Here is a 23606-nt window from a genome sequence, read left to right as displayed (position 1 = left end):
AAACAGTTTATGTAACGAAAGATGGGGAAAAATAATAGAAAGAGGAGTGATTCCATGAAACCGCAGACAAAAGAACGCGCTGAAATTATCTATTCTATGCTCGGACAAATCATTCAAAAAGAGAGCGCAAGTGAAAATGAATTAAACCGTTTAACTGAAATATGCCAGCTATTAAAGGAAGATGTAGAAGTTGGAGAAAAAACATCCGGTGTACTGGATGATCTTTGTGAATTCGGAGAAAAAGCATTGCAACTTAATTCTGATAAACAAAGAGAAGAATTTATCCAGCAAGAGAATCGAAAGCTCGAAGAATATTATGAGCACTTTAAAATCTTATTAGAAGGAAAATGACCTAAGCCGGCTGCTTAGGTTTTTTTGTGGTTACCTGTAATTAAATTTTTGTCGAACGATTTTAATAGTCAACCATTGTTGCTTTTAATAAAATAAAATTAAATAAAACGACCAGTCGTTTTAAAATCAAATTCAGGGAGTGAATTATGTGCTAGTCATTAAACGTTTTAGTGAGTTATCTTTTAACGAAGCTATATCTTTATGGAATGAATCTTGGAAACACTACTTCTCTGATATGACAATGGATCTCAACCGTTTCTTGCAAAAAGTAACAGGAGAGGGCATCTCTTTAGAAAATTCAGTTGCAGCTGTTTACGAAGGGAAGCTCGCAGGATTTGTACTTAATAGTTTTAGAACGATTAACGGTAAACAGTATGTATGGAACGGCGGCACAGCGATCGCACCTGATTTTAGAGGAATGGGAATCGGAAAGAAATTAATCTCCGTCTGCCTTGAAATCTACGAAGAGCAGAATGTAGATATTGCACGATTAGAAGCAATTAAAGAGAATGAAACAGCAATAAAGTTATATGAAAAAATGGGCTATCAAACGTTTGAAGAACTTGCATTAATGCAGCATGAAGGTCAGATTTCTGTATTTAAAGATCTAGGTCAAAATGTCACTGTGAAAGCGGCAGATATGCAGGAGATCAAAGCATTATCATTCTTTGAGCCTCTCACTGCATGGCAAACTCAATTTCCAAGTTTAAAAGATTTTTCATGTGCAGTTGCGATGGATGGAGAAAAGCCCGTTGGATATGCCGTATATAAAAAGGGCTATAAAGAAACTGGAGAATTGGCGGGGATTGTTTTATACCAGTGTGCAATAGATCCTGAATATAAACTAGAGGAAGAAGCAACAGCGAATTTGATTAATTTAGCTTTTGCTCCCGAAAAAGGGGCTGTAAGAAGATTAACGATGAATGTTCCTAAAAAGAATGATTCATTAAACCGCTTATTGAATGAGGTGGGTTTTACTAAGTTCGTGGAACAAGTCCATATGGAGCGCCCGATTAAAAAAGAGTTGGAAACACAAGCAGCAAAAACTTTTTCCGAAATAGACTGAAAACTCTGTTATACTTGAATTGGAAGACGTGTCATAAATGGAGGAAGCATCATGCCTAAAGTTTCAGCTCAGTATAAAGAAGAGAAACGAAACCACATACTTGAGAGCGCCTTAAAATGTTTCGGTGAAAAGGGATATCAAGCGACAATTATTGATGATATCGTAAAAGATTCAAACATTAGCAAAGGTGCTATCTATAATTATTTCGAAAGCAAAGAAGAGATCTATTTACAGCTTCTTAAAAAACGCACTAACACGTTTTTTGAAGAAATGGATGAAGTGAACGCACACCTTAGCAGTGCGAAAGAAAAACTTGCAAACCTCTTTAAGCGATTTAAAAAGCAAGAATTAAAAGAAGATGATCAGCAGACAATGCGTGTTTATATTGAATTTTGGCTTTTTGGCTCGAGGCAAGAAGATTTAAGAAAAATTCTTGCAGAGAGATACAACCGCTTTATCGACTACATTGTAAATATTATAGTAGAAGGCCAGCAGTCCGGAGAAATCAAGAAGGAAATTGATCCGCAGAATATTTCAAGAATCTTCTGGGCAATTCGCGATGGCAATGTACTGCATTATTCTTTTTTAGGGGAAGAAGAACAATACCGAATTGCCTGGGATACAATTGAAGAAATGTTTTTGAACTATGTACAGCAATAAAGACGCCGAGCCCGGCGTCTTTTTCTATGTCTCTTTCCCTTTTTCTTTAATGTATAGACTTCATTGAAAAGTTGATTGGAGCGCAAGGTGCGTCCCTACCACCTGAGAAGCTTCTCGCTAGGCATGCGACGAGAAAGCTCACATCGGTAGCAATTACATGTAGACGCAGGAGCAAGAATACTTCCCTGAAGCGGACAGGTAAAGACTCCTAATGACACATAGCTCACCGCCCGCCCCGCGGAAAGCGAGCATCCTGGAACGGAAGTAAACCACTTCCAAAAGCAACAAAGTTTACGAAACACCTTTTTCTATTTAACGACTTTATTTGTCTAAGGAGTAAAGCTTTTGTTGGTAATTATCGACAAATTGGTCCTTTCGTGACACTTAAAATAAGAGTAGACTAGTAGAGTAACATGTTTGTAATGTAACTTTTTATGAGTAAATACGACTACATAAATAGATAGACAGGGGGCCATTCGAGGTGAAGGAAACGTTCGACCGGTTATACGATGAATATCACCACGCGTTGTATCAATTTCTTTTTTATATGGTCCGAAACCGTGAATCGGCGGAGGATCTCGTCCAAGAAGTTTATATCCGGGTATTAAACGCGTATGAAAGTTTTGAAGGAAAAAGTTCAGAAAAAACATGGTTGTATTCGATCGCCAGGCATGTGGCCATTGACTGGCTAAGAAAACAATCACGGCGCAATAAACGCTTTTTGATCTTTGACATTAAAGAAAGTGAAAGTGTTCTAAGAGATCAGGACCCCCTTCCAGAAGAGTTAGTAGCAAAGAAAGAGTCTTTTAAAGATTTATATAAAATGCTTAAACGCTGTTCTTTAGATCAGCAGCAGGTACTCGTACTTCGGTACATTCAGTCACTATCTATCTCGGAAACTGCGCAAATTTTAAGTTGGACAGAAAGCAAAGTGAAAACCACCCAGCACCGGGCTATAAAAGAATTGCGCAAATGGCTGGATCAGCAACCGGGCCTGGAGGAGGAATTGAAAGATGGAACCAATTAAGTGGAACGATGAAAAAATTGAACAGCATCTTAAAAGTCTGCCCCCTATAAAAGACCGCCGATCCAAACAAGAGCTTTATTTAAAGGTACAGGCGAAGGTTCATTATAAAGACAATAAAGGGAAACGGCTTCCGACGTGGAGTCTTCCAGCCCTTGCGACAGCTTGTGCACTTGTTATTTTTGGTGTTTTTGTTCCTGATCTTATGAAAAATGGTGGAAAAATGGAGCAGAGCAAAATAGCGATAGAAGCTGACAAAGGATCCAAAGGTATGGATGCGGCTTCAACTGCCACAGATGAAGAGGTAAGTCTAAAATCTGAAAACAAAGCTGTACCTGTTGCATATCATGGACCGATTCAAGAAAGCAGCCTTGATGGCGTCGGGGTTGATCAAGATTGGGTAACGGTAGGATATCTGGATGAACAGGCACAGCTAGTCATACCTGTTAGTTTTGTAACAGAGCCGAATCATTATTTAGATAAGGTGAACGAGCATGTGAAAAAGTTTGATCCAGCAAAGGCTGGTCTTTCTGGAAGTCCGCTTCAGCGTGCAAAGATTACTGAGGAAGAAGAAACCGTCTTTATTGACTGGCCGGCAGGTTCCATTTATGAAGCAGAGGAATCTTTATTAAAGCCTTTGATGGCACTGACTTTTGCGAACGAGAACCAAAAGTATAAAGTGGTATTCCGGACAGATGGTAAAGAGGGATATGAGTTTCCTAGAACGGGTCCATTAAATTATTTAGATCTTGAAGTTCCGGGGGCACCTCATTTCCGTTATGATGCACCAACTACAGACGCTTTTATCGTCAGTCTATTTTCAGCAGGATTGGAAGACGATGAACTGCCTGGAGAATTAAAAGGTGCACTTGAGGTTATGGATGAAGAACAAGGGTACGGATTAAAACCGCTGCTGCCAAAAGATTTAGAATTTGGAGTTAGGGAAATTACAGATGATTCCGTTGAGATCACATTTCCTGACTCTATCGAACTATCTCATGACGATACAGAAGACCTCATGATGATTGATGCAATACTTCTTACGGCCGAAAGCTATGGGTACGAATCTATAATGTTTAAGAATGCTAATCTGGATTCTATTGGACCTTATCAGCTAAATGAACCTATCGAAGGCATTACAGGACAAAATGTATATCACTATCAATAGAATGTCGAAAAAGGCTGCAATTTGCAGTCTTTTTCTTATGAAAAAAAAGTAACTTAACGGTACGGCCCATCGACTAATAGATTGTAAGAGCTTAATTTAAGAGAGGATGTTTTATATGAAACGTATACTGCTGGCATTTGTTTCATTAGGGCTCGCTGCACTATTAATTTTAGGTGGTGTAACCGCAGCAAAAGCTTCTCCATCCTATGATCAGGAAGTAACTGAAACCGCTAAACTCTATAAGGGAACTCCATTTAAGTGGGGAGGCACAACGCCAAAAGGTTTTGATGCATCAGGTTTTACGAAATACATTTTTAAAACAACTGTAGTGAATAAAGACATTCCAAGAACTTCAGCCGCTCAATATAAAGGCGGAGCAGCTGTTGTAAAAGGAAAGGAAAAAATGGGTGATCTCGTTTTCTTTAAAACAAACGGTAAAAGTATCTCTTTTGTAGGAATCTATCTTGGAAACAAGGAATTTATTGCGGCAACTTCCAAAGGGGTGCGCATCCAATCATTAAACACAAAATACTGGAAAGACAGTTATGCTGGAGCTCGTCGATATTTACCGTAATTTCATAGATTTAAAAGGCTGTTCTCTTGTAAAAGAGAGCAGCTTTTTGCTGAAAAAATTCTATTTATGTAAATTTGGAAAATTTTTATAAATGTTACTTGTTTTTCCTGATTAATCGTACTACAATATCCAAGTATTGTGATTAATTTGAGGCTTTTGTACTAGTAGAGGCGTCAGGGGATGGAGGAAGGAAATATGTTGAAATTGACTTGGTTTTCATTGAAAAACCGCTCAGCCATCGTAATTATGTGTTTGCTGATTTCTGCTTTAGGGGTTTATGCAGGACAGCGCTTGCCGATGGAATTTTTACCGAGTATTGATAATCCGATGGTTACTGTAACGACACTTGCAGATGGCATGGATTCGGAAACAATGACAGATTCCATTACGGAGCCGATGGAACAAGAGCTTCGCAATGTAAAAGGTGTGGAGTCCGTAACATCTGTTTCTGGTCAGGGGATTTCCCGAATTGATTTAACATTTGATATGAAATCAGACATGAAGGAAGTAACAGCAGAGGTTGAAAGAAAGACGAACAACTTCCCGCTGCCTGAAGGAATCAACAAACCGTACGTCGTTCAATTAAACACTTCCATGATTCCTATTATGGATCTGACGATTAATAAAGACGGTGCATTTACTACGGAAGATTATCAACTGATCGAGGAAGAAGTGATTCCCCAGTTAGAGGGTGTAGAAGGGATAGCTGATGTTGCCTTATTCGGAAAAGCAACACGAGAAATTACGTTAACCCTAGATCAAGATAAGCTTTTGGAAAAGAAGGTAGCAGCGCCTCAAATCATGGGAGCTCTGCAAGGGAAAGATGTTTCACTTCCTGCAGGAAACGTAACGCTTGATGAAAAAACAAACACGCTTCGGGTATTAGGTGAAATGAAAGACTTGAATGCGTGGAAAAACATTGCGGTTGCACCTGGTGTTTTATTAAAAGATGTGGCTGAACTAAAAGATGAACAGCGTCTTGAATCGTTTACACATGTTGATGGAAAAGACGCGATGTACTTATCGGTAACGAAAGAAGCTAGTGCAAACGCCGTCCAGATTGGTGACGATGTGCGCGAGAAAATGAAAGAAATCAATAAGCAATATAGGGACACATTTAAACTTTCAGTGTTCTATGCAACATCTGATTCCGTTTATGATTCTGTAATGAGCATGGCAAAAGAAGTTGCGCTTGGAGCGTTGTTTGCATCTATCGTTATCCTTCTATTCTTGCGCCACTTTAAGTCAACGGTAATAGCAGTAATCAGTATTCCGTTATCCATTTTCTTAACACTGTTCTTATTGCATCAATCAGGCATAACACTCAATGTTTTAACACTGGGCGGCCTGGCTGTAGCAGTTGGACGTTTAGTAGATGATAGTATCGTAGTAATCGAGAATATTTTCCGCCGTTTGCAGACAGGAGAACGCTCTAAGGAATTGATTGTTGATTCTGTAGGAGAAGTAGCAAAAGCAATCACGTCTTCTACGATTACAACGATCGCAGTATTCCTGCCGGTTGGTTTAGTTGAAGGTGCACTAGGTGTATTCTTTATGCCTTTTGCATTAACGATGGTTTATTCTCTATTGGCATCATTGCTTGTAGCACTTACAGTAGTACCATTAATGAGCTATAAAATGCTGAAGAATGTAAAAGAACATACACCAAAACCGCCAAGACGATATTTAAACATCCTAAATTGGTCACTGAACCATAAATGGATCGTGAGCGGGCTTTGCTTCTTGTTATTTGCTGGTTCGATCGCTCTTTATGTTGTCATGCCAGCAGGGTCTATGGCATCAGCAGATGAAAGCATGGTAAATGTAAGTATCGAATACCCGAAGGATACATCTCTTGATGCTGTAAAAGAAGGAACATATAAGCTTGAAGAAGTGATCAATAATTACGACGGTGTGGTTTCAAGCTACTCTCAAGTTGGCGTATCGAGTGAGATGGCTCAATGGGGAATGGCTCAAGGAAACAACACAGCAAGGTTAGTAGCTAAGATGGAAAAAGGTGCGGATACAGAAAAGTTTGTTGAAGAAATGAAAGCACTTGAAAAAGAATACGCACCTGCAACAATTTCGGCCTCAATGGCAAGCATGATGGGTGGAAGCTCTGATGCCATCAGTTTAAATATAACGGCTGAAAAGCAAGCTGATCTGGCTCCGATGGCTGAGAAGCTGACAGCAGAACTGCAAGATGTTAAAGGGCTTGAAAACGTTCAATCCAACAATGAAGATTTAAAAAATGAGTGGGTATTAAATGTTGATCAATCAAAAGCACAAGAAGCTGGATTAACACCAGCTGAAATTGCTCAGCAAGTAAGAGGATTAACAGCAAGCAGCCCAGTTGGCCAAATTACGTTGGAAGGCATTAAACTGCCGGTCATGATGAACTATGATTTAAGTGATGTAAAGGATCGTGACGATTTATTGAATACGACGATTCTTTCTCCTGTAAAAGGTCCAGTTGCTTTAAAGGATGTAGCTGAACTATCGCTTCAGCCTGCAAAAGCTCAAGTATTCCGTAAAGACGGGAAAGAGTATCTCCAGGTTACGGGTATCATCATAGATAAAAACATCAAAAAAGTTAACGCTGATATTGCGAACATCCTTAAAAACATTGAGAAACCTGCTGGCGTATCGGTAGCTTTAGGCGGAGTTGGAGAAGAAATGAACGAACAGTTCATGGATCTCTTCATGACGATGGGAGCGGCTATTCTAATCGTATACTTAATCATGGTAATTACATTCGGTCAGGCACGCGCACCATTTGCGATCCTGTTCTCATTGCCGCTCGCAGCGGTAGGAGCAATCCTGGCACTTGTTATTACACGAATCCCAGTCGATATCTCATCATTAATCGGTGCACTCATGCTGATCGGTATTGTTGTAACAAATGCTATTGTATTCATCGACCGCGTTCAGCAGCAGCGTGAAAAAGGGTTGAGCGTAAGAGAATCGATCCTGGAAGCGGGCTCTACCCGTCTTCGTCCAATTTTGATGACTGCTGTAGCGACGATCTGTGCTATGATTCCGCTTATGTTTGGCGGAGCAAGCGGCAGTCTTGTCTCAAAGAGTTTGGCAATCGTAGTTATCGGCGGTCTATCTGTATCAACATTGCTTACACTTGTTGTCGTACCGGTAATCTATGAAATGCTTGCAAATATCGGCAACTTGTTTAAACGTAAAAAGAAAAAGCAGGCAAAAGCAGCAGCTTAATAAAAAAGTCACCTTGGCAGGAAAGGTTCCAAGGTGGCTTTTTGCATGTCGTAAATTATCTAGAAATATAAACTCGTGGATAAAGATTAAAAACTTTTGGATTCGAGCCCGTTTTTCGTGGATTGAGATCCGAAACTTTTGGATTCAAGGGTGAAATTCGTGGATTAAAATCAAAATTGCTAAAATATAGTTGGTGAAGGAGCAAAATTGGAGGCGTCTGAGATGAAGAGAAAGTGGATGTTCATAGGTTTATTAATTCTAGCAGTAATTACGCTAACCACAACGAACCCCTCAAAGGAAGATTATGAAGCTATTTTTGTGCATCCGCATGTAAAAACAGCTGAAATCTTTAATAAACACTACGAATTAGAACATATAAACTTCTTACTATTCTCGACTTATACTCCCATAGTTGCAGAAGAGTATGGAAAAACGCAGTTAGGAATCCTCGGAAAATTTTTTGCTATATCAGACGGCCAGTTCGACTACCCAAAGTGGCTGGAACTCTTTAGTTAGTTTATTCAGAAGCTTAGCAGCACATCGGCTAAGCTTTTTTATACGGCATTTGGTTAAACGATAACTTCATATGGTCATACTGTTAAAGATGAAATGAGGTGTGACCAATGACGATTATCCGGCTTGGATTTGTTGCGATGAGCATGGAACTGAAGAATGCTTCTCCTTCAAAGACAATGACATATAAACAATTCAGCCAGCTTCAGAACAGAGAAGCAGGATTAAGAAAACTAGAACGGATTTCGCTCGCAAATGTAACAAATACATTGAGAATCTTAAAACACGCAGCCGCACACGATATTGCTTTTTATCGGATGACTTCAAGAATTATACCGCTTGCCAATCATGGTGATTTACTAGACTGGGATTATATCAGCCCTTTAGCTGATGCACTTCATGAGATGGGACAGTTTGCTCTAAAAAATAAGATGAGACTGGATTTTCATCCAGATCATTTTGTTCTCATCAATTCTCCTAAAAAAGAAGTACTGAAGAACTCTTTAAAAACACTTCAGCTTCACTATAAGCTATTAAAGAATATGGGGATTGATCCAACACAACGATGTGTGATGCACGTAGGAGGCAACTACAAAGAGACAGACGTAGCACTCGAGAGGTTTGTACAAAATTGGGCTTACGTTCCTGTCCAGATCCAAAAGATGATCATGCTCGAAAATGATGATACGTCTTTTACCATGGCTGATGCCCTTTACTTATGCGAAAAACTTCAAATCCCGCTAGTTTTTGATTATCATCATCATCTTGCCTACCATCATGATGAAAACTGGACACAGCATTGGCCAAGAGTAGTAGAATCATGGAAACAATCACCGCTTCCTTTAAAAATGCACATTTCGAGCCCTAAAAGTGATAAACAGTTTAGATACCATGCAGATTACGTGGATGTTAATATGTTTTTTGATTTTTTAAAAGAAGTAAAAGGCAGTGTAGAACAGATTGACTGCATGATTGAATCCAAGAAAAAAGATCTAGCTCTATTTCAGCTTATGAGAGATATCAAAGAAAGAAACGATGTGGAAATCCTTGATGGAGCTTCATTTCGGCTTAAGTAAAACCTTGCTGCGGCAAGGTTTTTTTTTGTCTAAAGAATTTGTCGAACGATTTATAATACAAAGTCATTGACGAAAGAAATTATTGGGAATTATAATTTAAATACTTAGTAAACATAAATGTATAAAAAGTATATAATAACTCAAAATAAACTATTGGAGGCTATAACATGAAAAAAGTTGCGATGATTACAGGAGCATCAAAAGGATTAGGGAAAGCGCTTACGCTATTTTTTGCTAAAGAAGGATACAACTTAGCAATATGTGCACGTAATGAACAGACAATACAAGAGGTGAAAGAGGAAGCCGAACAATTTGGAGCGGACGTTCTGGCAGTAAGTGCAGATATGTCAAAATCAAAAGATGTGGAACGTTTTGTTGCATTGACTGAAGAGTATTTTGGGAAAATCGATGTTCTCATCAACAATGCTTCAATATTAGGACCTAGCCCGATGCCTTATCTGCTGGATTATCCAGAACAAGATTTTGAAGAAGTATTGCGTGTCAATACGATCGGACCATTTCTCGTGACGAGAAGAGTACTCCCGATTATGCTGCAAAAACAGCATGGAAGCATCATTAACATCACATCAGAAGCGGGAGCAACAGGCTATGCAGGATGGGGAGCTTACGGTATTTCAAAATTTGCACTCGAAGGTCTTACAGAAACGTGGGCTGATGAAGTAAACGGATCTGGCGTTCGCGTAAACATGGTGGATCCAGGAGAAATGGATACGGAAATGCACGAACTAGCAGTTCCAGATTGTGATTATGAATTGGCAAAACCTGAAGATATCACCGCTGTATTTGGTTACTTAGCATCAGATGCTTCAAAACATATCACTGGAAAACGATTTGAAGCACAAGAGTTTCAGCTTGAGGGGAGTGAAAACTGATGGAATTCGCTATGAAGTTTGAACTTCCACAAGAATTAAATGCTAAAGAACCGCCTGAGCGCAGGGGGATTCGAAGAGACTATGTGAAGATGATGGTTTTAAATAAAACTACTGGCCATACAGAACATACGAAATTTTATCAGCTGGATCGTTATTTGAAAAAAGGAGATCTTCTCGTATTGAATGCGAGCCGTACAGTGCCCGCAGTTTTAAAAAGTATAAGAGAGATAGACGGAACGGAAATAGAAGTGAGACTCGCTCACAGAAAAAATGAATCCATATGGGAAGCACTGCCGGTCAGCGGAACCCTCATGAAAGGGGAGATTATCCGATTTTCACCAACGCTCACAGCAACAGTAGTCGAACAATCATCTGATACACCTTTTGTTTCATTAGCGTTTAACTTGTGCTGCTCCTCTCTATATAACCAGATTTATAGTCTTGGAGAGCCTGTGAGGTACGAATACATCCAAGAACCTTGGAATCTTGATTATTATCAAACTGTATTTGCAACCATTCCAGGGTCAGTTGAGATGCCATCAGCAGGCCGTGCGTTCAGTTGGGAACTTCTTTTCCGGCTGCAAAAGAAAGGTGTCCGGATAGCGTACATTACTCTTCACACAGGACTGAGTTACCTACTTGATGATAAGTGGCATAAGGGGCCAGACAAAAATTTTGAAAACTATGAGGTTCCTGAAGAAACAGTAAACCAGATTCGTGAGACGAAAGATGCTGGCGGGCGAGTAGTAGCAGTAGGCACAACGGTAGTCAGAGCTTTAGAAACCGTGGCTCTCGAGAAAAATCACCTGCAGGCTCACACTGGCTGGACAAATTTGTACATTACAGAAAATACAAAACTGCAAATTTGTGATGGTTTGATTACAGGTATGCATGAACCAGAAGCCAGTCATCTGCAGCTGCTTTCTGCATTCGTGGATAAAGATAAGTTATATGATGCCTATCAAGGTGCGATCGAACAGCGTTATTTATGGCACGAATTTGGCGATATGAATCTAATTTTATAGGAGAAATACAAACATGCTCCATCACATAGGGATTTACGTCACTGATCTAGAACAATCGCTTCAATTCTATGAAACAATCTTGGCTGTTGAGGAAAAAGAGACATTAAATTGGAATGGCATAGAGCTCTTGTTTTTAAGTGGCGAAGGTTTTGTGCTGGAATTAATCACTGCCACATTGCCTTATTCCAATACAACTCATATCGCTTTTGCTGTGAAAAGTGTGAAAGCGAAAATAAACGAGCTTCAACAATCAGGAATAACACCATCTGAAGGACCTAATAAGCTCGAAAACGGATGGCAAACCGTTTTTTATGAAGGACCAGATGGTGAGGAGATTGAGTTTATACAATCGAACGATTAATCTGTATTCTATATTAAGCAAAAAGTGAATCTACAAGTTGTGGGATTCCCTTTTTTGCTTCAATATATTCCCACCTCTTATTGTTATGAATTATTATAAAAGAAGGGTTTAAATAACAAAGGAGGACATCGTTATGTTCTACCACTTTTCAGAAGAAGATAATATCGAAATTTTTCACCCAAGAAAACATTTGAGTTTCCCTGACCGTCCACCTATGGTTTGGGCGATTGATGATGATCGATCACCTCTATATCTTTTACCGCGAGATTGCCCGAGAATTGGTTTTTGGGCTACACCTGAAACAAATGATGATGACCGTGAAAAGTTCTTACATATAACCTCAGCAGACAAGATTGTTGCCATCGAAAGCGGCTGGCTGGAACGTCTGCAACGTACAAAACTTTATCGATATTCACTTGCTCCTGAACATTTTACAATGATAGATGAAGGTGCAGGCTACTTCATATCATATGAAACAGAGAAGCCTCTCGAAATGAAACCTGTGGGATCATTGTTAGAAGCGTTGGTTAAAAGGGGTGTGGAGCTTAGAATTATGCCTTCACTTACACCGCTTGCCGAGCAGCTCCCAAAAACCACTTTGCATTACTCGATGATTAGGATGAGAAATGCAATAAAATAGCCATTGAACGCGGTGAGAACTGAAATAGTCACAAGCTTAGCAGAAGGATTTGCATGCTACAATGAGTAGGATCCCAAACGTCCGGCAGCTCGGCGGTATTCAAAAAATTTTGGAATGAACTCGTATCGTTATGGCGCAATACATTAAACTCTCAAAGCCATTCATCTCTAAAACGGAGCTGAAAGGCTTTTTGCTCTAAATGATAGAGTACGAGGGGATAAGAGAAGGTGAATGTTGTAGAATATTGTAGATTCGTCAATATGTAGCTAACTTTGGTGAATATATAGTTAATCTTTTTCAATAAAACACCTTAATGGGTGAAAATATAGCTCAAATTATTCAAATTCTTTGGTAGATTGGGTTTACCCTTTCGTACTGTATCAATTAAGAACAGTTTTGGCACCCTTAACTTTACTTTTTAAAAAAATAATCATTCTTCTACCAAAATGGAAAAAATCCCTTCCAAATTCAGAAGGAATTCACATTACATGCATTTCTTTAGAGAGGTAGGCTACTTTTGATTTAAAAACCTTAAGAGATCACCATAAATAATCTGATCGGACTGATCGAGTTCTACTTTTGCTTTTTCCATATACGGTTCACATTTTTTCGGGTCAACCGGTGCGCCAAATGGCTTTATGTAGCATGTTTCACTCGTGTAGATAAAATCTTTCGTAACAAAAGAACCATTGCGGAGGACGGTTAGCTCATCATGATCTTTTGAAAAAAGGTCAGTCCCAAAATGAACATCATCCTTTGCTTCAATCCCAAGAAGGTGAAGCAGAGTAGGTTTTAGATCAATCTGCCCGCCAACAGTCTCCATTACTTTTCCTTTTTCACCTGGAATATGGATGAACAATGGAACCTGCTGAAGCTCTACCTGATTATAGGCTGTAATAGATGCTTTTCCAAGAACATCAGCCATTGCTTCTTGATGACGTTCCGAGATCCCGTAATGATCTCCATACACCACTACTACAGAATTTTCGTAAAGGCTAGATGTCTTAAGGTCATTAAAAAACTGCTTCAATGCCTCATCTGCATAACGAACAGTGGTAAAATACCGGCTTACTGTTCCGTCGTCCACCGGATATGGTTCGACCCACTGCTCCTCTTCATTAATTAAATAAGGATGATGATTCGTTAGCGTAATCATTCTCGCGTAAAAAGGCTGCGGGAGACCCTTTAAGTAAGGTATGGATTGATGAAAGAAAGGTATGTCTTTTAACCCGTAGTTAATCGTATTTTCGTCTGTGATCTTATAATATTCTTCACTGAAAAATTGATCATAGCCCATCGTCTTATACATAACATCGCGGTTCCAGAAACTTTTATTGTTGCCATGAAAGACTGCCGAATAATAGCCGTTTGCTTTTAAAATCTCAGGCATGGCGTTGTATTCATTCAATGGATGGGTCTGAAAAACGGCTCCTCTTGGCAATGGGTAAAGTGAGTTGTCGAGCAGAAATTCTGAATCAGACGTTTTGCCTTGTCCGGTTTGATGATAGAAATCAGAAAAATAATAGCTGGATTCTGCAAGTTCGTTTAAGAAAGGTGTTACTTCCTCACCGTTAATTTCATAGTTTAAGACAAAGTTTTGAGTAGATTCAAGGGAAATCACAATTAGATTCTTGCCTTTTGCTAACCCGTATAATTCAGGATTAATTTCCGTTTCTTTATTGAGCTTATGTAGAATTTCCTCTGCATCAATATTGCTTGCCAGTGCTTTTTGCATGGAGGATTTTGACTGGAGCATGATGTCATATAGATGATAATTAAATGTTCCCAAGCTTTTTACTAGAATCTCTCTGTCAAAGGTACGAGTTAGCAGCTGTGGACGATTAACCTCAGCTAAGATCAAATGTACAGCTAGAATAGCCAGCCCGTAAGCAAAGAATTTTCTTCGCTCATTCGTTTTAATCGAATGATCTGACTGCCAACGGGGCTTTTTTAATAGATATACTAAAACAATAAGATCAGCAAAAAAGAATAGATCAGTTAAGTAGACGAGTTCGTAAACACTGTTGCCGATATCTCCAACGTTTTTTGTCTGAAAAAGTACAGGTATCGTCAGGAAATCTGTGAAAAATCGATAATATACAACATTTGCGTATATTATGAAACTATAAATAAAAGACATCCAAATGATGACTCGTCTTCTTTTAGAAGGTGAAGTAAAGTAAGCGAAACTAAAATAGAGTACGAGAAAACTAAGCGGATTTAGAAATAATAAAATTTCTTGCAGGAAATGATCTGCAGGCAGCGTAAAAGAAACTTTAGAAACAATATAGGTTTTCATCCAAAGCAGAAAAATAGCCAGGAAGATTGCTGCGTGTTTGGTTTTAGCGGTCATGGAAAACCTCCTGATTTAAAAACGGAAATCTTTACCATTGTAGGCTATTTTGTATAAGATTAAAAGTGTAATAAATACCTTTTTGCTATTTTATATGACTATACAGGGAGATATGGATGGAATGAGCACACCTCAAGGATTTCACCACGTAGAAATTAATGTTCATGATCTTACACGGACAAAGTCATTTTATGGCTGGCTGATGGCTGAACTGGGCTATGAACGTTTTCAAAAATGGGACAAAGGAATAAGCTATAAAAATGGTTCTGCGTATCTTGTTTTCACACAAACAGAAGATAAGTACAATGAATTTTCTTTCCATCGCAAACACACAGGCCTGAATCATTTAGCTTTCTGGGCTAAATCACGTGCGCATGTGGAACACCTTCGTGTACAATTGAAAGAAAATAAAGTACCTTTTTTATATGATAAAGATTATCCCTTTGCTGGAGGCGAGGGGCATTACGCTTTGTTTTTCGAAGATCCAGACCGCATAAAAATTGAAATTGTGGCGCCGAGGTGATGAGGATATGATAGAACAAGAAAAAGAGATCCAGCAGCAGAAGAGTGAATGGGTAAGCTGGCTTAAAGCAATCGGTTTTGCACTTGTATTTGTTTTCATAACGAAGGCTTATTTCTTCGCCCCTTATATGGTTGAAGGTGCATCCATGTCACCTACCCTTCATGATCAGGAAAAGTTGTATGTGAACAAAATTGTTTATGCATTTTCTGAACCGAAAAAAGGAGATATCGTCATCATTAAAGGTGATGATAAACGGTACGTAAAACGAATCATAGGGGTTGAAGGAGACCTTATACAAATGAAGAGTGACGTCCTCTATGTAAATAATAAAAAAGCGAAAGAATCGTATTTGCAGGAAAATAAATCAGAAGCAAAGAGCCTAGGTGTGTATTTAACGGAAGATTTCGGACCGCTGAAAGTACCAAAAGGCAAAGTATTCGTTATGGGTGACAACAGACTGAACAGTATGGATTCAAGAAATGGATTAGGTTTGATTGAAACAAAGTCCATTGAAGGGCGTTCAGAAGTCGTAATCTATCCATTTAATGAAATGAGAGCAACCCAATAAAAGTGCAGCAGTGCTGTGCTTTTTTCTTTTTACACAAAAAGGAGAATAAGAGATGAAACGATGCAAATGGAGTGAAGAAAGTGAAATGCTGCAGCTCTATCATGACGAAGAATGGGGCAAAAAGGCAGAAGGGAATAACAAACTGTTTGAATGCTTAACACTTGAGCTGTTCCAATCCGGATTAAGCTGGAGAACCATTCTTCATAAAAGAGAAAATTTTAGAAAAGCCTTCGCTGATTTTGACGTAGAAAAAGTAATGCAGTTTAGTGAAGAAGATGTTGAAAGATTAGTAGCAGACGCAGGAATCGTAAGGCATCGGAAGAAGATCGAGGCAACGATCGAAAACGCTAAAAGAGTGGCAGAACTTATAAGTGAATATGGAAGCTTTGACTTCTTTTTGAATCAGCTGCCAGAAGACAAGCTTGAGAAACAAAAAGTATTAAAGAAAACATTCAGGCATTTCGGTTTAACGACGGCAGAAAGCTTTTTAGAAGCAACAGGCAGAATACCCGCCACACATAGTGAACACTGCTTCATGTTCAAGAGCTAGTCGATGTTGAGGGGCATAACCGTTATTTCCTGCATAAGCTAAAGCAGGAGGTATCACGCTATGCCTTATGTGATCTACGTATCAACAACCAGGAAAAGACTCGCCTTAGCGAAGGATGGCAAAGTAATCAAACGCTATCCGATTGGAGTCGGGAAAATGCTTACACCAACACCCACAGGGACATATACCATTATCAATAAAGCACCGAACCCCGGCGGACCTTATGGTGTCATGTGGATGGGACTGTCCCGACCGCATTATGGAATACATGGCACAGACAACCCTGCATCGATAGGAAAAAACGTATCAAAAGGCTGTATACGAATGCACAATAACCACGTGATGGAGATTTCCAAGTTAGTGCCAATTGGGACGAAGGTGGTTATAAGTGCATAGGGAAACCCCAATCTGATAGATTGGGGTTTTAAATCTTTATGAATAGATTGTTAAAGACTTAATCCCAGGGCTGTTATCAACAGCAGTGAGTTTTAAACTCTTAATTCCAGGGCTATTATCAACAGCAGTAAGTTTTAAACTTTTAATCCCGGGGCTATTATCAACAGCAGTAAGTTCTAAACTTTTAATTCCAGGACTATTATCAACAGCAGTGGAATTTAAACTTTTAATCCCCGGGCTGTTATCAACAGCTACCTTTTTTATCCCAGGACTATTATCAACAGCTGAATTAGTAGAAATGCTAAATGCAGAAAATACACCTATACTAATTAACAATAATATACAGAATAACTTTTTCATAATAATTCTATCCTCCTATTAATAAATGTTTTTTCGTGCGTTACTTGCAACACGATAATATTCACTGGCTTTCTTATAGTGACTTTGATCAAAATAAATGTCTGCTAATAATTCTGAGTAAGTAGCTACATACTCCCAGATTCCTTTTTGTTTAAAGAACGGAATAGCATTTTTACGTAAGTATTGAATAAATTCATCACTAGTCACCTCATTGTTAACTTTATATTGAACTATTCTAAGGTGATAGTATATTTCGTGTTTTTCGTCAATATATTTTAAACCTTTTTGAATTAATTCTTTGGCTTTTTCAAACTCTCCTAGTTCATAATTTTCAGTTGCCAGTAAATAGATGGTATTGGCTATGTTTTGTGGATTTTGACTTTCTTTAAATTCTAAACTTTTTTCTAAACGATCTATTGCTTTTAAATGGTTTTTTTGACAAAAAGCGATATACCCTAGGTTATGGTATATAATTCCACTCAGCGTATCATCTTTAAACGTAGTCGAGTACTTTAATGCTTGTTTTAAATGAGATTCTGCTAATTCATAATGTTGAGCACGGCGGTAACTAATACCTAATAAAATCTGGCAATCTGCACTCCTACTATAATTGTATTCTCTATCAAAAATAGTAAGAGCTTTATAGGAATAAGTCGTTACAGATGTGATTCTCATTAGAAAGTTATATGTTAGAGCTAAAAGATAATAGATAACTGCAGCTTCCGAATCTTGTATATTTGAAGTCTGGTTAAACTGTTTTTCTGCTTTATGAAGATGGTCAAGGGCTTCATTATATTTTATGTTATAGTTATAATACATCCCCCAAAACATAAAGTAATAGAATTTCAAATCATTAGAAAGATGTTCAAAAAGTTCTTCAATACTTTCTAACTTCAATTTAGTCTCTTCCAATAAAGGTGGTTCAAGTACCATAAGAAATCGGCAATGAAACAATTCGAATCTTAGGCGGAGACTTGGGTCACTTATTTCTTTCATCTTGTCTTGAATAATTGGAAACCTTTCCTCAGCCTCATCAAACCGCCGATTAGTCATCATTAAATTCCAATCATTTAACATCTCAAGTAATTCGTTCTCATCAACACCCTCCGGCGAAATACCTAGACGTTCACAGAGCATGTTAATGACTTCTTCGCTTGATTTGGCGTCCCCTTTCTCGATCTTACTCAAGTAAGAAACAGAGCAAATTCCCTGTGCCAGCTCTTCCTGGGTTAGGCCTTTTGTTTTTCTATAATATCTTATTCGTTGACCGACCATAAAATCCCCCTTTCAGAACTTGGGAAAATTGTCATGTTGACCCCCCAATTAACAAGTATCTTTCCTACCATTTTTCCCAATACAGAATCAGCTGTTTGTTTGATAAGATAAATATAACAGAAAATACAAAGTTTTTGCTAGAAATTGATAATTTCGATAATTGAGTTTTACATAAATCGAAGTCATGCGTGGAACCGGCGCCAAAATTGAAGGGAGAGAGTACTATGGCCAAAATGTATAAATTATCATCACGAACTGCAGAGAACACGAGCTCGCTGTATGTCTCATGTGATCCTGAACAGGCCGGAAGTGTAGTAAGAAATGAGGAGAGCGAATTTGCCTACTCCGAAGTATTCATGGACAACCAGAAAAATTACTGGTTCTCCAAAAAGGTCGATAACAACTCGAAAGATTACAAGTTATTTATCTTTGATCATAAGAACGGCAGCTTAAAGTCACAGATCATCAAGGGACAGCCAAACTTTTATGAATTCGATTCTTGTGTAGCAGTTGCTTGTGAAGGTGATGGTTCAAAAGGCTCAGTGCTTATTTTCTCTAAGACTGAACCTGAGTTGATTAAAGAGTGGAAAGTGAACGGCTATCTCTGGGAAGTTGAAATGAATCAGGATGTTCTCTATATTTCCTCCTACATTGTTGAAGAAGATCAAGCAGTTCTTTATATAATTCGAAACGGGAAGAAAAAGCGTGTGAATCTAGGAAGCAACATGGCACCGACAGATATCCTGTGTTATGAAAATCATGTTTACGTATCAGGTGCTCCCGTATTAAACGGTGACCCGAAGAAAGTCATGGTACTGAATGAAAAAGATAAAGTAGTAACGGAATATAAATTATCAATCTCACCTCGTGCTCTTTATCAGGTTGATAATCATCTGCTTGTATACGAATTGGATCTTTCAACGGGAAAAAGCGAAAGAATCGTTTATATCGACCTCGAAACGGGTGGACAAAAAGAACACGAGATTCCACATTCGAAAATTGTGGAATGCACGAATGACTCCCTTTCTTTACTCGAACAAAACAGCAAGACGATCTACACTTGGGATCATGGCAACCGAAAAATCGTCAACACTCAAAAGGTAAAAGAAATAGCTAAAGTCATATAATTGTTGAAAAGTCCTGTGTGAATGCGCAGGACTTTTTTAGTGCGTTCAAGAAAATTTTCCTGTAAAGGGGGAGATTTTATGATTTAGGAAGGTGCGAGTTGTATTTGTTTACATGAAGGGAAACTTTTAATGGTTCTTCAGGGAACCCCAGAAGAAGAGAAACGATGGAGTGCTCCTTCTGGCGGCTTAGAAATGGGTGAAACGCTTGAAGATTGCGCTATTCGTGAAGTATGGGAAGAGACTGGGTATGTTGTAAAAATAAAAGAAAAACTTCATATAAAAGAGGGTATATCGTTTGGCATACAGTTTAAAGTCCAATACTTCTCAGCGGAAATCGTCGGTGGTTCTCCATTCATTCAGGATCCTGACGGTTTAATCTACGATATAAGATGGGTATCCTTTGAGGAACTGAAACTTTTAAATATGTCATTTCCAGAAGACCGGGAATTGCTGATGAACTATCTTGCTCCTTTTGCAGATATTATTTAGGTTTGTTCACGAAAATACAGGGGAATCTATTGAGGAGGAATAATGGTGGATGTTAAGTTTGCGGACGAAGCTGATCTGAACCGTTTGTTAGATTGGTGCGATGAAGCTCCGGAATTTCATAATAAATTGCCTCAATACATGGACCGTGATGATACAGCTGTATTAATGATGAAAAAAGATGAAGAAGTTATTGGCGTCGCTTTATTAAAGGTAAAAGCGACCGAAAAAACGGGAACAATTTGGCTTCATTTAAATAAGGAAGGAACAGAGTCCCATCCACAAATTATGCAGAAGTCGCTGAACTGGTTGAGACAAAACGGTGCAAAAGAATATACCGTCATTTAAAGTCAAAAAGGATGGGGTTATTAATGGAACATACAAGTGTATATGGCTGGACTTGGCACCAGCATGAATGCCATAAAGAGGAACTAAGCGAACTAATAGCGGATAATAAAGGCTGTAAGAAGTGGCTTACTCATATTAAAGAAAATAAACAGAACTATTTAAGAATTGAAAGAGACAAAGACGGAGATCCGATTATTCGAGGTTCTCTAACGTACAAACAAAACCCTGAAGATCAGGAAGAGTTTGAAGTTTTCCATTTTTATATCCGGCCGAAATCCTTTATTACAGTCGGTCTTGATCTATCAAAGATCACCGGAGACTTTAGGGAATCATGTGATCACCTTATTATAGAAGAAAAAACTCCCGTTGAAGGCTTTTTAATTCTTATGGGGGAATTAGTAAATCATTTTTTAGATGGAATCGATCAGTTTGAGAGTCAGCTTAAGAAACTGCAGCGGGATGTACAGAAGAATAATCATACGACTTTGCTCAACAGCATCTATGACAGCCGTATCGAACTGATTAACTGGAGCGATTTAACGCTGCCTGTTCATGAAACAGCTATGGCGATTAAAGAAGCGTTCTTAGATGACATCACCGAAACAAACGCTTATAAAAAGATTACGACACGTATCGAACGTACATTGACACTGCTCTCGCATTACCGTCAGGATATCGATACTCTTCTTAACCTGGAAGAGGTTCTATCTTCTCATCGGGGAAATGAAATCATGAAAACATTAACGGTATTTACGGTTATCGTTACGCCAGCCATGGCGCTTGGAGCCATTTGGGGAATGAACTTTAAAAATATGCCGGAACTCGATTGGAAATATGGTTATTTATACGCCATGATTTTAATGGCTGTCTCAACTGCTGGTATATATTTATGGCTTAGAATGAAAGGCTGGACAGGCGACTTGCTCCGCGGAAAGAAAAACAGGAAGCATTTTGACTAAAAAACAGACTGAAATGTACGATATATAAAAGGAATCAGGCGGATTTTGTCGAAAGGTATCAACTGATAAAATCGCCTGTTTTTTTATGGCGATAATTTCTAAATTTCATTTTGATTTCAACCATAATAGAAGAGAAACAACTAGCGAAGAGTTATGAAGATTAAATGACTAACGGGAGCGGAATAGTATGAAAAAACTTAGCCTTTTTCTTGTTTTTTCACTTGTGATTCTGGCGCAATCACATTTTGTGCAGGCAGCAGGAGAAAACATACCGGATATTAAAAGCGAAAGCGCCGTAATGATTGATGCAAAAACTGGAGATATTTTATATCAAAAAAATAGTACGGACCAAATGTATCCAGCTAGCATCACGAAGATTGTTACTGGTATTCTGGCTATAGAATCAGGCAAGTTGGAAGAGTCGGTTATTGTGAGCAGTGAGGCGGCAAAAGCTGACGGAACACGTGTTTACCTTTTAGAAGGTGAGCAAGTACCACTGAAAAAACTGGTACAAGGTCTTATGATTAACTCGGGTAATGACGCTGCGATCGCGATTGCAGAATATATGGCGGGTGATGTAGCCTCATTTGCAGATCAAATGAATGAATTTGCTAAGAAGGTTGGAGCAGACAACACGCATTTTGTTAATCCTAATGGTCTTTTTGATGTAGAGCATTACACAACAGCAGAAGACATGGCGAAGATTACACAATACGCGATGGAAAATGAAGTGTTTCGTGAGATTGTTTCAACTAAAGAGCTTCCTTGGGTTGGTGAGGGATGGGAAACGACATTGCGGAATCATCACCAGCTCTTGTGGGATTATCCTGGTACCACTGGTGTCAAAAACGGTTACGTCAGTGAATCCAAACATACGCTTGTGACATCTGTATCACGCGATAATCTTGATGTGATTATTGTCACGTTAAAGGCGCCCTCAAGCCGAGCAGCATATTGGGACACGATGACGATTGGAGATTACGGTTTCTCAAATTTTAAAAGACAAACCCTCACGGCAGGAACAGAAATTCAGACAGATAACGGAGAGACTTATCCCTTAGAAGAAGACATTTCAGTAACAATGCCTATAGGAGAAAAACCGATTCAAGACGTAACATCAGATGGTGAACTTCAATTAAAGAATGCAGATGGTGAAGTATTGCTTTCTCACACTCTATTTAAAGAAAAGGAAGAAGTAAAAAAAGCCGGGACAGCTAAAGAGGAGCCGGGTGAAGAAGCTGCAGATTCAACATTTATGCAAACCGCAGTAAAGGCTAGTGTTTTTCTTTATGGAGGCTTACTTATATTATTAGCTTTCCTTGTCATTCTAAGAATGCGAAGCCAAAGACAAAAGCATAGAAAAATGAGACATGTAGCCAGAAGCTATGTGAAATAAGCCGTCCGTTGGGCGGTTTTTTCTTTTGCAGTCTTTACTCTAACTAAAAAATTGTTAGGATTAAAAGAATGAATGGTATATAATTGCATTAAATTACAAAATTCGACAATCGGAGATTTTAAATGATTCGCAATATAAAACTCGGTCAGTTATTTATAATAGGGAGTGCTGTAATTCAGGCACTGCACCATTATTTTATACAGCCAATGGAGCTCTTTTACACGTTTATTTTACTGTTTTTAATTGGCTTCTTGCCTGCTTTACTTATAGATTACTTAAATAAAGATTGGACAAAAGCTGTCTTTGTTTTATGCAGTATATATGTTGTCTCTGTTTCTTACACATATGTGGATTATCCAATCGTACAGTCTGCTTATTTCTTTTTGCCAGTTACTGCTCTACTTTTAAATGAAAGACGTCTTTATTATCTGTCAAGCGCAGGAGGATTTCTTTCTTATCTTCTCTTATCAAAAGATACTGCGGCTGATTATTTTGCATTTATTTCGATCTATTTGATCTTTTGTTTGCTGCTTTTTATGGTTCAAACTATTGTCTACAAAACAGTGAGGGAAAAAGAATCCATCCAGCAAGGCGTCAAAGCTTTTTCCCTGGCAGTTGAAGCCAAAGACGTATATACACAAGGTCATTCAAAGAGAGTAGCACTTTATTCTATGATTTTGGCAAGGCAC

The 23606-nt window shown here is 38.6% G+C and carries 26 protein-coding genes; 23 read left to right on the top strand and 3 right to left on the bottom strand.

Going from position 1 to position 23606, the window contains the following annotated elements; genetic code table 11:
- The first annotated feature begins 54 nt into the window (after positions 1-54).
- From UN64_RS18890 to UN64_RS18830, 13 genes are all read left to right on the top strand, one after another.
- Complete coding sequence (locus UN64_RS18890) at positions 55-351, top strand: hypothetical protein (protein ID WP_077365698.1); 297 nt, start codon at positions 55-57, stop codon at positions 349-351.
- 148 nt (positions 352-499) lie between these two features.
- Complete coding sequence (locus UN64_RS18885) at positions 500-1417, top strand: GNAT family N-acetyltransferase (protein WP_077365696.1); 918 nt, start codon at positions 500-502, stop codon at positions 1415-1417.
- Positions 1418-1468: 51 nt separating this feature from the next.
- Positions 1469-2077, top strand: coding sequence for a TetR/AcrR family transcriptional regulator (locus UN64_RS18880; RefSeq protein ID WP_077365693.1), 609 nt, complete (start codon positions 1469-1471; stop codon positions 2075-2077).
- A gap of 481 nt (positions 2078-2558) precedes the next feature.
- Positions 2559-3104, top strand: coding sequence for an RNA polymerase sigma factor SigX (sigX, locus tag UN64_RS18875; RefSeq protein ID WP_077365692.1), 546 nt, complete (start codon positions 2559-2561; stop codon positions 3102-3104).
- A complete protein-coding gene (locus tag UN64_RS18870) occupies positions 3091-4269 on the top strand; it encodes a hypothetical protein (RefSeq protein WP_077365690.1) in 1179 nt (392 codons plus the stop codon). Before sigX ends, UN64_RS18870 begins: the two co-directional genes overlap by 14 nt.
- Positions 4270-4384: 115 nt before the next feature.
- Positions 4385-4843: a C40 family peptidase gene (locus tag UN64_RS18865; RefSeq protein ID WP_077365688.1), complete on the top strand. Its 459-nt coding sequence runs from the start codon at positions 4385-4387 to the stop codon at positions 4841-4843.
- 195 nt (positions 4844-5038) lie between these two features.
- Positions 5039-8068: an efflux RND transporter permease subunit gene (locus UN64_RS18860; RefSeq protein ID WP_077365686.1), complete on the top strand. Its 3030-nt coding sequence runs from the start codon at positions 5039-5041 to the stop codon at positions 8066-8068.
- Between the two features lie 222 nt (positions 8069-8290).
- Positions 8291-8584: a hypothetical protein gene (locus UN64_RS18855; RefSeq protein WP_139343209.1), complete on the top strand. Its 294-nt coding sequence runs from the start codon at positions 8291-8293 to the stop codon at positions 8582-8584.
- A 107-nt stretch (positions 8585-8691) separates the two neighbouring features.
- Positions 8692-9657, top strand: coding sequence for a UV DNA damage repair endonuclease UvsE (uvsE, locus tag UN64_RS18850; protein ID WP_077365684.1), 966 nt, complete (start codon positions 8692-8694; stop codon positions 9655-9657).
- Between the two features lie 167 nt (positions 9658-9824).
- Positions 9825-10550 (top strand): SDR family NAD(P)-dependent oxidoreductase, encoded by a 726-nt coding sequence (locus UN64_RS18845; RefSeq protein WP_077365682.1) that lies wholly within the window; start codon positions 9825-9827, stop codon positions 10548-10550.
- Positions 10550-11575 (top strand): S-adenosylmethionine:tRNA ribosyltransferase-isomerase, encoded by a 1026-nt coding sequence (locus tag UN64_RS18840; RefSeq protein ID WP_077365680.1) that lies wholly within the window; start codon positions 10550-10552, stop codon positions 11573-11575. Before UN64_RS18845 ends, UN64_RS18840 begins: the two co-directional genes overlap by 1 nt.
- A 13-nt stretch (positions 11576-11588) precedes the next feature.
- Positions 11589-11936, top strand: a complete 348-nt coding sequence (locus tag UN64_RS18835) for a VOC family protein (protein WP_077365678.1) — start codon at positions 11589-11591, stop codon at positions 11934-11936.
- Positions 11937-12069: 133 nt separating this feature from the next.
- The gene (locus UN64_RS18830; protein WP_077365676.1) at positions 12070-12576 is read left to right on the top strand and encodes a DUF6886 family protein; all 507 of its coding nucleotides are present in this window, start codon (positions 12070-12072) and stop codon (positions 12574-12576) included.
- Between the two features lie 511 nt (positions 12577-13087).
- Here UN64_RS18830 and UN64_RS18825 read toward each other — a convergent pair.
- Positions 13088-14929, bottom strand: a complete 1842-nt coding sequence (locus UN64_RS18825; RefSeq protein WP_077365674.1) for an LTA synthase family protein — start codon at positions 14927-14929, stop codon at positions 13088-13090.
- A gap of 121 nt (positions 14930-15050) precedes the next feature.
- Here UN64_RS18825 and UN64_RS18820 point away from each other — a divergent pair, with 121 nt between their 5' ends.
- The 4 genes from UN64_RS18820 to UN64_RS18805 are packed head-to-tail and all read left to right on the top strand — an operon-like array spanning position 15051 to position 16966.
- Positions 15051-15452, top strand: a complete 402-nt coding sequence (locus UN64_RS18820) for a VOC family protein (RefSeq protein ID WP_139343207.1) — start codon at positions 15051-15053, stop codon at positions 15450-15452.
- 7 nt (positions 15453-15459) lie between these two features.
- Positions 15460-16020, top strand: a complete 561-nt coding sequence (gene lepB / locus UN64_RS18815) for a signal peptidase I (RefSeq protein ID WP_077365670.1) — start codon at positions 15460-15462, stop codon at positions 16018-16020.
- A gap of 52 nt (positions 16021-16072) precedes the next feature.
- Positions 16073-16570 carry a DNA-3-methyladenine glycosylase I gene (locus UN64_RS18810; RefSeq protein ID WP_077365668.1) on the top strand — a complete coding sequence of 166 codons (498 nt, stop codon included), beginning with the start codon at positions 16073-16075 and terminating at the stop codon, positions 16568-16570.
- Positions 16571-16630: 60 nt separating this feature from the next.
- Positions 16631-16966: a L,D-transpeptidase gene (locus UN64_RS18805; protein ID WP_077365666.1), complete on the top strand. Its 336-nt coding sequence runs from the start codon at positions 16631-16633 to the stop codon at positions 16964-16966.
- Between the two features lie 36 nt (positions 16967-17002).
- Here the strand turns inward: UN64_RS18805 and UN64_RS18800 are convergent, their stop codons facing one another.
- Positions 17003-17326: a hypothetical protein gene (locus tag UN64_RS18800; protein ID WP_077365664.1), complete on the bottom strand. Its 324-nt coding sequence runs from the start codon at positions 17324-17326 to the stop codon at positions 17003-17005.
- Positions 17327-17344: 18 nt separating this feature from the next.
- On the bottom strand, positions 17345-18601 hold the full coding sequence (locus UN64_RS18795; protein WP_077365662.1) for a tetratricopeptide repeat protein: 1257 nt from the start codon (positions 18599-18601) through the stop codon (positions 17345-17347).
- Positions 18602-18825: 224 nt separating this feature from the next.
- Here UN64_RS18795 and UN64_RS18790 point away from each other — a divergent pair, with 224 nt between their 5' ends.
- From UN64_RS18790 to UN64_RS18765, 6 genes are all read left to right on the top strand, one after another.
- Positions 18826-19728, top strand: coding sequence for a hypothetical protein (locus UN64_RS18790; protein ID WP_077365660.1), 903 nt, complete (start codon positions 18826-18828; stop codon positions 19726-19728).
- Between the two features lie 102 nt (positions 19729-19830).
- The gene (locus UN64_RS18785; RefSeq protein ID WP_281249494.1) at positions 19831-20217 is read left to right on the top strand and encodes an NUDIX hydrolase; all 387 of its coding nucleotides are present in this window, start codon (positions 19831-19833) and stop codon (positions 20215-20217) included.
- Between the two features lie 42 nt (positions 20218-20259).
- Positions 20260-20562: a hypothetical protein gene (locus UN64_RS18780; protein WP_171978973.1), complete on the top strand. Its 303-nt coding sequence runs from the start codon at positions 20260-20262 to the stop codon at positions 20560-20562.
- Positions 20563-20585: 23 nt separating this feature from the next.
- A complete protein-coding gene (locus UN64_RS18775) occupies positions 20586-21521 on the top strand; it encodes a magnesium transporter CorA family protein (RefSeq protein ID WP_171978972.1) in 936 nt (311 codons plus the stop codon).
- A gap of 187 nt (positions 21522-21708) precedes the next feature.
- Complete coding sequence (locus UN64_RS18770; protein WP_077365652.1) at positions 21709-22917, top strand: D-alanyl-D-alanine carboxypeptidase family protein; 1209 nt, start codon at positions 21709-21711, stop codon at positions 22915-22917.
- Positions 22918-23039: 122 nt separating this feature from the next.
- On the top strand, positions 23040-23606 hold a 567-nt coding region (locus UN64_RS18765; RefSeq protein WP_425590132.1), incomplete at its 3' end, for an HD-GYP domain-containing protein.

This window comes from Fictibacillus arsenicus (genome assembly GCF_001999465.1).
Lineage (GTDB): Bacteria > Bacillota > Bacilli > Bacillales > Fictibacillaceae > Fictibacillus > Fictibacillus arsenicus.
The sequence above is the reverse complement of the archived record's forward strand: the minus strand, read 5'-3'. Positions and strand labels throughout refer to the sequence as shown.

What these genes read in the sequence shown, in the direction of transcription:
- uvsE (WP_077365684.1), top strand. Translation starts at nt 8,692, where the DNA reads ATGACGATTATCCGGCTTGGATTTGTTGCGATGAGCATGGAACTGAAG.
- UN64_RS18870 (WP_077365690.1), top strand. Translation starts at nt 3,091, where the DNA reads ATGGAACCAATTAAGTGGAACGATGAAAAAATTGAACAGCATCTTAAA.
- UN64_RS18825 (WP_077365674.1), bottom strand. Translation starts at nt 14,929, where the DNA reads ATGACCGCTAAAACCAAACACGCAGCAATCTTCCTGGCTATTTTTCTG.
- UN64_RS18845 (WP_077365682.1), top strand. Translation starts at nt 9,825, where the DNA reads ATGAAAAAAGTTGCGATGATTACAGGAGCATCAAAAGGATTAGGGAAA.
- UN64_RS18770 (WP_077365652.1), top strand. Translation starts at nt 21,709, where the DNA reads ATGAAAAAACTTAGCCTTTTTCTTGTTTTTTCACTTGTGATTCTGGCG.
- UN64_RS18830 (WP_077365676.1), top strand. Translation starts at nt 12,070, where the DNA reads ATGTTCTACCACTTTTCAGAAGAAGATAATATCGAAATTTTTCACCCA.
- UN64_RS18840 (WP_077365680.1), top strand. Translation starts at nt 10,550, where the DNA reads ATGGAATTCGCTATGAAGTTTGAACTTCCACAAGAATTAAATGCTAAA.
- UN64_RS18775 (WP_171978972.1), top strand. Translation starts at nt 20,586, where the DNA reads ATGGAACATACAAGTGTATATGGCTGGACTTGGCACCAGCATGAATGC.
- UN64_RS18835 (WP_077365678.1), top strand. Translation starts at nt 11,589, where the DNA reads ATGCTCCATCACATAGGGATTTACGTCACTGATCTAGAACAATCGCTT.
- UN64_RS18880 (WP_077365693.1), top strand. Translation starts at nt 1,469, where the DNA reads ATGCCTAAAGTTTCAGCTCAGTATAAAGAAGAGAAACGAAACCACATA.
- UN64_RS18795 (WP_077365662.1), bottom strand. Translation starts at nt 18,601, where the DNA reads ATGGTCGGTCAACGAATAAGATATTATAGAAAAACAAAAGGCCTAACC.
- UN64_RS18865 (WP_077365688.1), top strand. Translation starts at nt 4,385, where the DNA reads ATGAAACGTATACTGCTGGCATTTGTTTCATTAGGGCTCGCTGCACTA.
- UN64_RS18860 (WP_077365686.1), top strand. Translation starts at nt 5,039, where the DNA reads ATGTTGAAATTGACTTGGTTTTCATTGAAAAACCGCTCAGCCATCGTA.
- UN64_RS18800 (WP_077365664.1), bottom strand. Translation starts at nt 17,326, where the DNA reads ATGAAAAAGTTATTCTGTATATTATTGTTAATTAGTATAGGTGTATTT.
- UN64_RS18790 (WP_077365660.1), top strand. Translation starts at nt 18,826, where the DNA reads ATGGCCAAAATGTATAAATTATCATCACGAACTGCAGAGAACACGAGC.
- UN64_RS18810 (WP_077365668.1), top strand. Translation starts at nt 16,073, where the DNA reads ATGAAACGATGCAAATGGAGTGAAGAAAGTGAAATGCTGCAGCTCTAT.
- UN64_RS18890 (WP_077365698.1), top strand. Translation starts at nt 55, where the DNA reads ATGAAACCGCAGACAAAAGAACGCGCTGAAATTATCTATTCTATGCTC.
- lepB (WP_077365670.1), top strand. Translation starts at nt 15,460, where the DNA reads ATGATAGAACAAGAAAAAGAGATCCAGCAGCAGAAGAGTGAATGGGTA.
- UN64_RS18805 (WP_077365666.1), top strand. Translation starts at nt 16,631, where the DNA reads ATGCCTTATGTGATCTACGTATCAACAACCAGGAAAAGACTCGCCTTA.
- UN64_RS18855 (WP_139343209.1), top strand. Translation starts at nt 8,291, where the DNA reads ATGAAGAGAAAGTGGATGTTCATAGGTTTATTAATTCTAGCAGTAATT.
- UN64_RS18780 (WP_171978973.1), top strand. Translation starts at nt 20,260, where the DNA reads ATGGTGGATGTTAAGTTTGCGGACGAAGCTGATCTGAACCGTTTGTTA.
- UN64_RS18820 (WP_139343207.1), top strand. Translation starts at nt 15,051, where the DNA reads ATGAGCACACCTCAAGGATTTCACCACGTAGAAATTAATGTTCATGAT.